The sequence below is a fragment of the Hyunsoonleella rubra genome (assembly GCF_042684665.1).
Taxonomy (GTDB): domain Bacteria; phylum Bacteroidota; class Bacteroidia; order Flavobacteriales; family Flavobacteriaceae; genus Jejuia; species Jejuia rubra.
This window is the reverse complement of the sequence record NZ_JBHULY010000034.1, coordinates 293,391-305,558: the sequence shown is the minus strand read 5'-3', so window position 1 is coordinate 305,558 and position 12,168 is coordinate 293,391. Positions and strand designations below refer to the sequence as shown.

At 39.6% G+C, this 12,168-nt stretch carries 15 protein-coding genes; 8 read left to right on the top strand and 7 right to left on the bottom strand.

Annotated elements, in window-relative coordinates; all coding sequences use genetic code 11:
* Positions 1 to 13 precede the first annotated feature (13 nt).
* Positions 14 to 403, top strand: a complete 390-nt coding sequence (locus ACFSR8_RS14580; RefSeq protein WP_380293309.1) for a PUR family DNA/RNA-binding protein — start codon at positions 14 to 16, stop codon at positions 401 to 403.
* 60 nt (positions 404 to 463) lie between these two features.
* On the opposite strand, the gene ACFSR8_RS14575 is transcribed toward ACFSR8_RS14580, so the two are convergent.
* A complete protein-coding gene (locus tag ACFSR8_RS14575; RefSeq protein ID WP_380293307.1) occupies positions 464 to 799 on the bottom strand; it encodes a tRNA-binding protein in 336 nt (111 codons plus the stop codon).
* Between the two features lie 47 nt (positions 800 to 846).
* On the opposite strand from ACFSR8_RS14575, the gene ACFSR8_RS14570 reads away from it, so the two are divergent.
* Positions 847 to 1,410, top strand: coding sequence for a thioredoxin family protein (locus ACFSR8_RS14570; RefSeq protein ID WP_380293305.1), 564 nt, complete (start codon positions 847 to 849; stop codon positions 1,408 to 1,410).
* 112 nt (positions 1,411 to 1,522) lie between these two features.
* Here ACFSR8_RS14570 and ACFSR8_RS14565 read toward each other — a convergent pair whose 3' ends face one another.
* The 5 genes from ACFSR8_RS14565 to recQ form a co-directional block, all read right to left on the bottom strand.
* Positions 1,523 to 2,005: a GNAT family N-acetyltransferase gene (locus ACFSR8_RS14565; RefSeq protein WP_380293303.1), complete on the bottom strand. Its 483-nt coding sequence runs from the start codon at positions 2,003 to 2,005 to the stop codon at positions 1,523 to 1,525.
* A 1-nt stretch (position 2,006) separates the two neighbouring features.
* Positions 2,007 to 2,552, bottom strand: a complete 546-nt coding sequence (locus ACFSR8_RS14560; RefSeq protein WP_380293301.1) for a YfiT family bacillithiol transferase — start codon at positions 2,550 to 2,552, stop codon at positions 2,007 to 2,009.
* Between the two features lie 48 nt (positions 2,553 to 2,600).
* Positions 2,601 to 3,023, bottom strand: a complete 423-nt coding sequence (locus tag ACFSR8_RS14555; RefSeq protein ID WP_380293299.1) for a hypothetical protein — start codon at positions 3,021 to 3,023, stop codon at positions 2,601 to 2,603.
* Positions 3,024 to 3,241: 218 nt separating this feature from the next.
* Entirely contained in the window at positions 3,242 to 4,174 is a 933-nt protein-coding gene (locus tag ACFSR8_RS14550; RefSeq protein ID WP_380293297.1) for a peptidylprolyl isomerase, read from the bottom strand.
* A gap of 169 nt (positions 4,175 to 4,343) precedes the next feature.
* Complete coding sequence (recQ, locus tag ACFSR8_RS14545) at positions 4,344 to 6,548, bottom strand: DNA helicase RecQ (RefSeq protein ID WP_380293295.1); 2,205 nt, start codon at positions 6,546 to 6,548, stop codon at positions 4,344 to 4,346.
* Between the two features lie 190 nt (positions 6,549 to 6,738).
* Between recQ and ACFSR8_RS14540 the strand changes: the two genes are divergently transcribed.
* From ACFSR8_RS14540 to ACFSR8_RS14515, 6 genes are all read left to right on the top strand, one after another.
* On the top strand, positions 6,739 to 7,704 hold the full coding sequence (locus ACFSR8_RS14540; RefSeq protein WP_380293292.1) for a KpsF/GutQ family sugar-phosphate isomerase: 966 nt from the start codon (positions 6,739 to 6,741) through the stop codon (positions 7,702 to 7,704).
* On the top strand, positions 7,704 to 8,525 hold the full coding sequence (tatC, locus tag ACFSR8_RS14535) for a twin-arginine translocase subunit TatC (protein WP_380293290.1): 822 nt from the start codon (positions 7,704 to 7,706) through the stop codon (positions 8,523 to 8,525). The genes ACFSR8_RS14540 and tatC overlap by 1 nt, the downstream gene beginning before the upstream one ends.
* Positions 8,526 to 8,746: 221 nt before the next feature.
* The gene (gene lptB, locus ACFSR8_RS14530; protein ID WP_380293288.1) at positions 8,747 to 9,487 is read left to right on the top strand and encodes an LPS export ABC transporter ATP-binding protein; all 741 of its coding nucleotides are present in this window, start codon (positions 8,747 to 8,749) and stop codon (positions 9,485 to 9,487) included.
* A gap of 233 nt (positions 9,488 to 9,720) precedes the next feature.
* Complete coding sequence (locus tag ACFSR8_RS14525) at positions 9,721 to 10,581, top strand: SPFH domain-containing protein (protein WP_380293286.1); 861 nt, start codon at positions 9,721 to 9,723, stop codon at positions 10,579 to 10,581.
* A gap of 10 nt (positions 10,582 to 10,591) precedes the next feature.
* Positions 10,592 to 11,083 carry a hypothetical protein gene (locus ACFSR8_RS14520; RefSeq protein ID WP_380293284.1) on the top strand — a complete coding sequence of 164 codons (492 nt, stop codon included), beginning with the start codon at positions 10,592 to 10,594 and terminating at the stop codon, positions 11,081 to 11,083.
* Positions 11,084 to 11,085: 2 nt separating this feature from the next.
* Positions 11,086 to 11,262, top strand: coding sequence for an Arc family DNA-binding protein (locus ACFSR8_RS14515; RefSeq protein WP_380293282.1), 177 nt, complete (start codon positions 11,086 to 11,088; stop codon positions 11,260 to 11,262).
* A 16-nt stretch (positions 11,263 to 11,278) separates the two neighbouring features.
* On the opposite strand, the gene ACFSR8_RS14510 is transcribed toward ACFSR8_RS14515, so the two are convergent.
* Positions 11,279 to 12,163, bottom strand: a complete 885-nt coding sequence (locus ACFSR8_RS14510; protein ID WP_380293280.1) for a DUF808 domain-containing protein — start codon at positions 12,161 to 12,163, stop codon at positions 11,279 to 11,281.
* Positions 12,164 to 12,168: the final 5 nt, after the last annotated feature.

Genomic DNA, 12,168 nt, shown 5'->3' with positions numbered 1-12,168 from the left:
TATTGAAACTACAATGAACAACTATGGCATGATGGAGCAAGAGGAAATTTTTTCGAAGGTATTAAGGGCAGGAAGACGCACCTATTTTTTTGATGTAAGAGCAACAAAAGCAGAGGATTATTATTTGACCATTACGGAAAGTAAAAAGTTTACTAACGATGATGGGTCTTACCACTACAAAAAGCACAAAATCTATATTTACAAAGAAGACTTTGCTGAATTTAGAGAGATTTTAGCTGAAATGACAGATTACATTATCCGTGAAAAAGGAGATGAGGTGATTAGTGAACGTCATCAAAAGGATTTCAAAAAAGAATATGAAACGTCTGCCACGGAAACTACCGAAGAGGAAGAGGTAAAATCCACAGAGAGTTTTACTGACGTGGATTTCGACGATATTTAAAACACATTGAAATTAGATATAAAACCGTTGTTTTGCAACGGTTTTTTTTATACCCGAATTTTAGTTGACCGCAGTTCCGTTTTTTACTTTGGTTTCAGGATTTAAAAGGATAACATCTTTTCCGTCCACTGCTCCCAAAACCAGACATTCGCTCTGAAAATTGGCAATCTGTTTCTTAGGAAAGTTTACTACGGCTATGATTTGTCGTTGTAACAAATCTTCTTTGGTATAACGTGTTGTGATTTGGGCAGAGGATTTTTTAATTCCCAAATCCCCAAAATCAATCGTAAGCTGATAGGCTGAATTTCGTGCTTTGGGAAAATCATTAACTTCAATGATTGTGCCCACCCGTAAATCCACTTTGGTAAAATCTTCAACAGAAATAGTATCGCTCATTTTTTAAAAATACAAATTATTACGACATTTGGGCAAACTCTAAAAAAATGGCAAGAACCCCTTCAAATATGTTGCCGCTTGGCACTAAAGCACCAGATTTTTCATTATTGGATACGGTTTCGGATAACACCTTAAACCTGAAAGACATTAAAGGTGAAAAGGGTACTGTGATTATGTTTATTTGCAATCACTGCCCTTTCGTAATTCACGTTAATTCTGAATTGGTTACAATCGCCAATGAGTATGAAACGAAGGGCATTTCATTTATTGCTATTTCCAGTAACGATGCTGAAAATTATCCGCAGGACGGTCCGGATAAAATGAAAGCGCATGCGAAAACCGAAGGCTATTCTTTTCCTTATCTTTATGATGAAACGCAAGAAGTTGCAAAAGCCTATGATGCCGCCTGCACCCCCGACCTTTACTTATTTGATACTCATTTAAAATTGGTGTACCGAGGCCAATTGGACGATTCCAGACCTGGAAATGATTTACCGCTAACGGGCAAGGATTTGAGACAGGCTTTGGATTTTTTGATTGATAGCAAGGAAAATATGGCAACTCAAAAACCGAGTATTGGTTGTAATATTAAATGGAAAGTGACATCTTAAAGTTGCCATTCTGCATTTATTTTAGAATCTATTTTCCGATTGTTCAGCATCTTGACAACCTGAAACAAGTTCAGGTTGACAAAACTTTAGCTTTGTATGAGCATTCCTTTCATTAAAGCTTCAACTGCCAAATCCCAATATTTTGCCATTCGCCAAATTTAAACCCAACTTCCCGTAATTCCGCCACTTGTTTGAACCCAAACTTTTCATGTAGCTTGATACTGGCATCGTTGGGAATGGTAAGCACACCTAAAACCGTATTCAGGTTCATTTGCCCAAGTAGTTTCAATAATTCAGCATACAACTTTGTGCCAATCTGCTTCCCGTGGCAATCATGTTTCACATAAACCGTTGACTCTACAACGTAATCATATGCCGGTTTTGGCCTAAATCTGCTCCCATAGGCATAACCTAAAATCTCATTGTTTTCTTCAAAAACAATAAATGGATAATCGGCATTGATGCGGTTGAATTTTTCTTTGAATACGGCAATCGTCAAAGGTTCAAGATCAAAAGTGGCCGTAGAATGTAACACATAGTAATTGTAGATATCAAGCAATACCTTGGCATCATCTATGTGCACCGGGCGAATCATTTTAAACCCAACCGTTTTGCATCATCACATTTTCGATGTGGGCATAATGGTGATTGCTATGCCAAGCATAATTCCCTAAATTGTAATCCAAAAATACTTCGCTATTGGTTTCTGGATGAATGAAACTTCTTTTGAAATCATCTTCACTCATGCTTTTCAGCAAGTTCACAAGTTTATAATGAATGGCTTTTAAATGCTCTATGGACATTTGAATGGGGTCTCCTTTGCTATCCGAAAGCTCAGCCCAGCGGTCTTCAAAATAGGCTTTTATTAAAGGCTTTTCCTCTGTTAATGCCCATTTAAAACGTGAGTAACTATGGTGATGGCTATCCGAAATATGGTGTACGGTTTGCCTGATTGTCCAACCACCGGGTCTATAAGGCGTTTCCAATTGTTCCTTAGAAAGGTGTTTCACCAAGGCCTCCAATCGAATGGGGAATTTTTCCAAGATAGAAATCCATTCTGCAATATGTACTTCAGTAATTTGATCGGGACAATCAAATTTTCCAATGGGGTATTTTAGCTGTTCTAGTGCTTTAGAATCCACAAGTGTAAGTTTTAAAATGTGATTCTAAAATAAGTATTAATTTGTAGATTAAGCCACTTTCTCCAAGTCTTTTTTGGCCCAATTTATGGCATCATACAGCGAATTAAAGCTTTTAATCTTGTTGTCGAAAAAGAGGTTCTCTACCATGACATTCATCTTGCCCATAGGGCTATCGGAAACCACGGCATACGCCTTCATACCGTAATCACTTTTAAAAAACTTCAACCAATCCACAGCCTTTACAGAATACGAATGGATGCGGTTGGAAATATATACAACATCCTTTCCATCAGTACCCAAATAATACGCTATATCCTGTACAAAATGTTTGGCGTGTTTTTTCCAACTTACCGTAATTCCTTGCTTAATCTCTGAAACGACAAAACCTTTAAATATATAAATGTCCCCAAATGGATAATTGAGTTCCTTTAATATTTGGGAATAGAATTCGGTATGTTTTATGCTAGTCACATTGCAAAACTATACGTAAGCAACGAGCTGATAAAAAATTTTCGACAAAGCAAATATTTAAACGTCATGTTAACTTTTTGCATGAAAAAAGCACTCCATAGAGTGCTTTTGTATATTTTAAATGATTTTTGAAGGTCCTTCGACTTACTTCGACTCCGCTCTGAACAAGTCACTCAGGATAAGTGATTCACAAACTTTGAAACAAAGTTGTTCTCAGCTTATTTCACATCCATCAACTCCACGTCGAAAATCAAATTGGCATCCGGCGGGATAACCCCACCTGCACCACGACTTCCGTAAGCCAAATGACTTGGAATGACCAAACGCGCCTTATCGCCAACATTTAATAAGCCGATACCTTCATCCCAACCTGGAATCACTTGACCAACTCCTAATGGAAAATCAATGGGTTCGTTTCTCTTATATGAAGAATCGAAAACAGTTCCATCAATCAACTGACCTTTGTAGTGCACGGAAACGGTTTTACCTTTTTCCGCCTTTACACCTTCACCTTTTTGAATGATTTGATAACGCAATCCACTATCCGTTTTTTCAAAACCAGTGGCCACTTTTTCTAGTTCGGCCTCCTGTTTTGCTTTTTCTTCTGCTAATCTTTTTTCACGAGAGCCTTCAAAGGTTCTAAAAGCTTCAACGGCGTTAAAGGCCTCCGCCTCTGCACCTTCTCTCACGATTTCGATACTCTCAATAGCATCGCCCTGCGCAATGGCGTCCACCACTTCCTGTCCGTGTTCCACCTTTCCAAAAACGGTGTGGTTATTATCCAACCATGGGGTTTCAACATGGGTAATAAAAAACTGGCTCCCGTTAGTGCTAGGCCCTGCGTTGGCCATCGACAATACGCCTGGGCCATCGTGTTTTAAATCTGAATGAAACTCGTCATCAAACTGATAGCCTGGTCCGCCGGCTCCTGTTCCATTTGGACATCCTCCCTGAATCATAAAATCTGGAATCACCCTGTGGAATTTTAAACCGTCGTAATACGGTTGCCCTTGTGGTTTAACCGAATTCTCTAAATTCCCCTCGGCCAAAGCCACAAAGTTGCCTACCGTTCCCGGTGTTTTTTTATATTCTAAAGCGACCAATATTTCGCCCTTTGATGTATTGAATTTTGCGTATAATCCGTCTTGCATGTTTCTGATTTTTAATGAGGTGCAAATATAAGGAAATGATAACCAGATTTTAGACACGAAATGCACGAATTATCACAAATGAATTATTTGGCTTAGATACTCAGAGAAAGCACTGAGATTCGCAGAGGGCGTAAAATCTGAAACTGAAAACTGTGACTGAGACTGCCAACTAATTAGCCACCTCGCTTATAAACTTAATCCTATACAACCGCAATTCCTCGTCATCATAATCGCCATCAAACTCATCAATGGCATCATCAATGCTGTCGGTTTCGGATTCCATAAAATAGTCGTGGATCTCCTCCTGTTGGTCCTCGTCCAAAATTTCATCAATCCAATAATTGATGTTGAGTTTGGTTCCTGAAAATACAATCACCTCCATTTCCTTGATAAACTCCTGCATGCTCATGCCCTTGGAGGAAGCGATATCATCCAGCGGTAATTTTCGGTCAACATTTTGAATGATGTATAATTTATTAGCGGAATTGCTTCCTGTGGACTTTACCACCAAATCGTCAGGGCGAACAATATCGTTTTCCTCGACATAATTGGAGATGAGTGCCACAAAATCTTTTCCGTACTTTTTCGCCTTGCCGTCGCCAACGCCGTGAACGTTGCTCAATTCAGAAAGCGATACAGGGTACTTTAAAGCCATATCCTCCAGAGAAGGGTCTTGAAAAATCACAAACGGCGGTACGCCCAATTTTTTCGCATTCTTTTTGCGCAAATCCTTGAGCATATTCATCAGCTTTTCATCCGCAACACCACCTCCTCCTTTTGAAGCAGTAATAATCCCACTATCATCCTGACTGTCGTCAAACACATGGTCTTCTGTCATCATAAAGGATGTGGGCTTTTTAATAAAATCTTTGCCTTCAGCAGTCAATTTAATGACACCATAAGTTTCGATATCTTTTCGGAGATAACCGGCTACCAATAACTGGCGTAATAGTGCCATCCAATATTTGTCTTCTTCCTGTTTTCCTTTTCCAAAGAAGGGCTGTTCGTTGGTTTTATGTGAGTTGATTAATGCATTTTCCTTTCCGATAATCACATTTACCAAATCCTTCGACTTGTATTTTTCATTGGTATTATCAACGGTTTCCAAAAGGAATTTTGCGTTATCCTTAGCTTCGGTTTTCTTTTTAGGGTGGCGGACATTATCATCCATATCGCCACCCTCGCCAATTGCATTATCGAATTCTTCACCGAAATAGTGTAATATAAACTTTCGTCTTGAAATAGAAGTTTCAGCAAAAGCCACCATTTCCTGTAGCAATGCATGCCCAATTTCCTGTTCGGCCACGGGCTTTCCGGACATAAACTTCTCAAGCTTTTCAATATCCTTATAGGAGTAAAACGCCAAACAATGTCCTTCGCCACCATCACGACCGGCACGACCGGTTTCTTGATAATAACTTTCAATACTTTTAGGAATGTCATGGTGAATCACAAACCGCACATCGGGTTTATCGATACCCATTCCAAAGGCAATTGTGGCCACTACCACATCGATGTCTTCCATCAAAAACATATCCTGATGGCTCGATCGCGACTTGGCATCTAAACCAGCGTGATAGGGTACAGCTTTAATACCATTGACTTGCAGCACCTGGGCCAATTCCTCAACACGTTTTCGGCTTAAACAATACACAATACCTGATTTGCCTTCATTCTGCTTCACAAAGCGGATGATATCCACATCCACATTCTTCGTTTTTGGACGCACCTCGTAATATAAGTTGGGCCGGTTAAATGAGGCCTTAAACGTCTTTGCTCCAGAAATACCCAAATTCTTAATGATATCCTCTTGAACCTTTGGAGTAGCTGTTGCAGTCAATCCGATAATCGGAATATTATCGCCAATCCGGCCGATAATATGACGCAAATTTCGATATTCTGGTCTAAAATCGTGTCCCCATTCGCTAATACAATGGGCTTCATCTATCGCCATAAACGATATTTTTACAGAGCGCAGGAACTCCACATTTTCCTCCTTGGTGAGGGATTCTGGAGCTACGTATAGCAATTTGGTTTTTTGACTAACTATATCTTCTTTTACCCGTTTTACCTCTGTTTTATTAAGCGAGGAATTTAATACGTGGGCAATGCCCTCTTCATTGGAAACACCTCGAATGGCATCCACTTGATTTTTCATAAGGGCAATTAATGGTGAAACTACTATGGCAGTTCCTTCCTGCATTAACGCCGGCAGTTGATAACAAAGAGATTTACCACCCCCAGTGGGCATAATCACAAATGTATGGTTACCATCTAAGATACTTTTAATAACACTTTCTTGTAGTCCTTTGAACGTGTTAAACCCAAAATAGGTTTTTAGGGCACCTTGTAGGTCAGCTTTCGCAATTGACATGAAATCTATAAATTAATTAACTAATACCTCAATCCTAGATACGACAAATTTAGCCTTTACTTAGGAGAGCCCTCTTTCATTTTTTCGTTAGTTTTGTATCGAATTTTTGAATTTACGATAATTTCTTAAGTTGGTGGACACTAAAGATAACAATTTCTTTAAAAGTGCTAACACTATAAAAACAATAAATTTGAACAACAAAGCGAGAATTATTGAAACAGCGAGGCAAACCATTGACATGGAGAGCAAAGCAATTTCAAATTTAGCAACACATTTAGATGACGATTTCGCGGATGCAGTGGAGTTGATTTTTAATTCCAAAGGACGGGTAATCATCACTGGGGTTGGCAAAAGCGCCATCATCGCACAAAAAATTGTGGCCACTTTGAATTCTACGGGAACACCATCCATTTTTATGCATGCCGCCGATGCCATTCACGGCGACCTAGGTTTGATTTTGAAGGATGACGTTGTGATTTGTATTTCAAAAAGTGGGAATACACCAGAAATTAAAGTACTCGTCCCGTTGATAAAAATGGCCGAAAATAAGATGATTGCCATCACTGGAAATGTGGCATCTTTCCTTGGACAACAAGCCGACCATGTTTTGAACGCCTTTGTTGAAAAAGAAGCCTGCCCAAATAATTTGGCTCCAACCACAAGTACTACGGCACAAATAGTAATGGGGGATGCACTAGCGGTTTGTCTTTTAGAAAAACGTGGGTTTTCCAGTAACGATTTTGCGAAATACCACCCGGGTGGTTCCTTGGGTAAAAAGCTATATTTAAGAGTAAACGACATTGCCTCAGTAAACCGAAAGCCACAGGTAAATGCCAATGCCAGTATTAAGGATGTAATTGTTGAAATATCCGAAAAATTGCTAGGGGTTACGGCGGTTCTGGAAAACGGAAGCATCGTTGGGGTAATTACTGATGGTGATTTACGTAGGATGTTAAGCCGAACTGATGATTTCTCATCACTTAAGGCCAAAGATATCATGAGCAAAAATCCAAAACGCATCTCATCTGATGCCATGGCTATTGACGCCAAAGAAGTTATGGAAGACAATGGCATTTCCCAAATTTTGGTGGAAGACAATGGCAAGTATGGTGGAGTGGTCCATTTACATGATCTGGTAAAAGAAGGAATTATATAATGACGAAGAAGAATGTTAACGAGATGTCCTTTTTGGATCATCTGGAAGAGTTGCGATGGCATTTGATCAGATGTGTCGTAGCGGTAATCATCGCCGCAACAGTGGCCTTTCTTTTAAAAGGTTTTATTTTTGAAGTGCTAATTTTTGGGCCATCAAAATCAGATTTCTTGACTTACGATATTCTCTGCAAAGCCTCACAACTTTTAGGTTTTGAAAGTTTTTGCAATACCGAATTTGATTTTGAAGTGCAAAGCCGGACCATGGCCGGGCAGTTTTCAGCGCATATCTGGACATCGATAACTTTTGGATTTATAACCGCCTTTCCTTACATCATTTACGAGCTCTGGAAATTTATCAGCCCAGCCATGCATGATAACGAGCGTAAGTATTCTAAAGGGTTTATCGTTATCTCATCACTGTTATTTTTTATCGGCGTGCTTTTCGGTTACTATATTATCTGCCCACTGTCTATCAACTTTTTGGGCACCTACTCCGTAGCAGACCGCGTACATAACGATTTTGACCTCAACAGCTATATCGGTTTGATTCGGGCCTCAGTGCTCGCTTCTGGGCTTATTTTCGAATTGCCAATCATTATTTACTTCTTGACCAAAGTAGGCATCGTCACCCCCGAAATCCTCAAAACCTACAGAAAATATGCCTTGGTTATCGTACTTATCTTGGCCGCCATCATCACACCGCCCGATGTAGCCAGTCAGGTCATCGTTGCTATTCCTATTTTAATTCTGTACCAAATCAGCATTTACATTTCAAAAATCGTAGTGCGCAACCAGAGGCGAAAGGAAAAAGTGAAGCGTTAATTTTTTTGGGCGTTCCCCTGCGGGTCGGGCTTTCACTACTCGCTCTCTTCGAGGAGCTCAAACAGGCCGTTCAATCCCTAACGCGGGCTATTCTGCCAAAACCCAGGATTTGCCCAAGCATTCAGGCAATCCGCCAACCGTACAACAACAAAAACCGTTAACAAAACGTTATACGCCCAGTACAATTTCCACAATTAATTAAAATTTCCGTAATTGCACCCATGATTCTAAGAGCCGAAAATTTGATGAAGTCCTACAGCGGACGACAAGTAGTAAAGGATGTATCCCTTGAGGTAAACCAGGGCGAAATCGTGGGACTTCTAGGTCCTAACGGAGCCGGAAAAACCACATCATTTTACATGATTGTTGGGCTCATCAAACCTAACGGTGGCCATATCTTTTTGGACAATACCGAAATCACAAACTACCCCATGTACAAACGTGCGCAAAACGGAATTGGGTATTTGGCACAAGAGGCTTCGGTATTTAGAAAATTAAGTATTGAGGATAATATTTTAAGCGTACTGCAACTCACCAAATTGAGCAAAAAGGAACAGCGCCTAAAAATGGAATCCCTGATTGAGGAATTCGGCTTGGGGCATATCCGTAAAAACCGTGGCGATTTGCTTTCCGGTGGGGAGCGTCGCCGTACTGAAATTGCCCGAGCTCTGGCTACTGACCCTAACTTTATCCTTTTGGACGAACCCTTTGCCGGGGTGGACCCCGTGGCGGTTGAGGACATTCAGCGCATCGTTGCGCAACTCACCAAAAAGAATATCGGCATCCTGATTACGGACCACAACGTACAGGAAACCTTGGCCATTACTGACAGAACTTATCTGATGTTTGAAGGTAGTATCCTTAAAGCCGGAGAACCTGAAGAACTGGCCAATGACGCCATGGTTCGAAAAGTGTATTTGGGCCAAAACTTCGAGTTGCGAAAGAAGAAAATAAGAGACTAACTCATGTCTCATTAAACCTTTCTGTCATTCCTGCGCATGCAGGAATCCACTTTTTACCATCATAGTTATTAAAAACAGGCAGTATAGCACAATAGTCTTTGGTGCATATACGCTCCTTATAACCTTATTTTTTGAAATCAATATTGATAATGTTTTAGCAATCCATGCATTTATTCGAAAATTTTATTATATCTTTATGATATCATTTTAATATCGTTTTAAATCTTTATATCATGAAAGAAGAAAAAATAATCACCCCAGCCAATGGATATCTAATGCTCTTTGTTTTTCTAATCCTTCTATTGGGGAGTGTTGCCTTAATTTTGACTACGGGACAGGTACTTTTTGTGATTGGCATTATTCTAGCCGTCCTTATTGTAAAAGGGTTTATCATGGTCCAACCTAACAATTCCCGCGTGCTTTTGCTGTTTGGAGAATATGTAGGTACCGTAAATAAAAATGGATTTTTCTGGGTCAATCCATTTTATTCCAAAAAGAAAATATCCCTCCGAGCCAGTAATTTTGATAGCGAACGTCTAAAAGTAAACGACAAACTTGGCAACCCCATCATGATCAGTACCATTCTTGTTTGGCGTGTACAGGACACTTACAAGGCCGCCTTTGATGTGGACAACTACGAAAATTTTGTGCGCGTACAAACTGATGCCGCAGTTAGAAAATTAGCAAGCATGTACCCTTATGACAATTTTGCTGACGAAGGACATACTGAAGATATCACATTAAGGTCCAGCGTCAATGAGGTAAGTGCTACACTGGAAAAAGAAATAGACGAACGCTTGTCCATTGCTGGTATTGAAGTTCTTGAGGCACGAATCGGATATTTGGCCTACGCTCAGGAAATTGCTAATGCAATGCTAAAGAGACAACAGGCCACGGCCATTGTTGCAGCACGCCACAAAATTGTTGAAGGGACTGTAAGCATGGTGGAAATGGCTCTTGAAGAATTGGGCAAAAAAGATATAGTAGATTTAGACGAAGAGCGCAAGGCGGCCATGGTCAGTAACTTGATGGTCATACTGTGTGGAGATAAAGACGCTTCGCCTGTTTTAAACACTGGAACTTTAAATCAATAAACTAATCACCATGCGAGTTTTTATAGAAGAACAACGTTTCACCCAAAAATGGTTAATTGTTTTATTGATAATTGCTTCAGTAGTTCCTATTGTAATTATTTATAAATCCTTTTTGGACCAAAAAATGAATTTAAACAATGTCATAATTGCGACAACAATTATCATCCTAGCTAACGGAATAATTTTTATGTTTAAATTAAAAACAAGGATTGATGACATCGGCGTACACTACCAGTTTTTCCCATTTCATATTAAAATGAAAACCATACCGTGGAAAAAAATTAAACATGCAGAAACTAGAACTTACGACGCCCTATCGGAATATGGTGGCTGGGGCTTAAAGGGTGGTCTTTTCTGGAAAAAAGAAAAAGGGACTGCCATAAATGTATCGGGAGACGAAGGCATACAATTGACTCTTGCAGACAATAAAAAAATTTTAATTGGAACCCATAGAAGAAAAGACGTAGATATTATTTTAGCAAAATATTCAAATAAGAGTTAAAAATGGCTAAGAAAAAGGCTTTTGCATTACGCATAAATGAGGACATGCTTAAAGCTATTGAAAAATGGGCTGCGGATGAATTCCGTAGCACCAATGGCCAAATTGAATGGATGCTAAACGAAAGTTTAAAAAAAGCCAAGCGTTCGCCTAAAAAAGGAAGTTCCGACAAACCAGAATGACGTATTTGCCAAAACATTAATGCTTTTTAACGAACACTTTCTGAATAACATTAACAAACAGCAAAACAATAAAACCTGCAAGCAAACCCACCACAAACTCTTTCATTATGGACGGAAGAGTAAATTTCTCTAAAAAATGGTGAATGGGCTCTAAGTTATGTACAAAAATACCACCCGCTACTAAAATAAGGGCAATGGTTCCTATTACAGAGAGGCTTCTAATTACTAATGGAAGCGCCCTAATCAAAAACTTTCCAAGGGTTGCCAAAACGCCATTTTCCTTTGAGCTCATCTTCAGCAACCTATATCCAAAATCATCCATTCTAACGATAAGCGCTACTATACCATAAACACCAACCGTGGCAATCAAACATACAATTGAAACCACCAATATTTGGAACAAAATTGGCTTTTCCAATACTGTACCCAACGCAATAATTACAATTTCCACGGATAATATGAAATCCGTAAAAATAGCTGACTTTATTTTTTTCTTTTCGACTACCTTCTGTTCTTCTTGGGTTAAGGTTTTATCGGTGTACACTCTATGCTCGTTCTTATGATTTCTGTGAAAGAAAAATTCATATATTTTTTCAGCACCTTCATAAGCCAAATACAATCCGCCAAGTACCAAAGCCACAATAACAGCAATTGGGACAAAAGCACTTAACAAAAAAGCTATTGGTAAAATGATGAGTTTATTTAAGGCAGAGCCTTTGGTAATTGCCCAAAGCACAGGGAGCTCCCTGGAGGCTACAAACCCTGTAGCCTTTTCGGCATTCACCGCCAAATCATCACCCAAAATCCCGGCTGTTTTCTTAGTAGAAATTTTGCTCATGGCTACCACATCATCCATCAAAACAGCTATATCGTCCAATAACGCGAAAAAACCTGAAGCCATGCTCT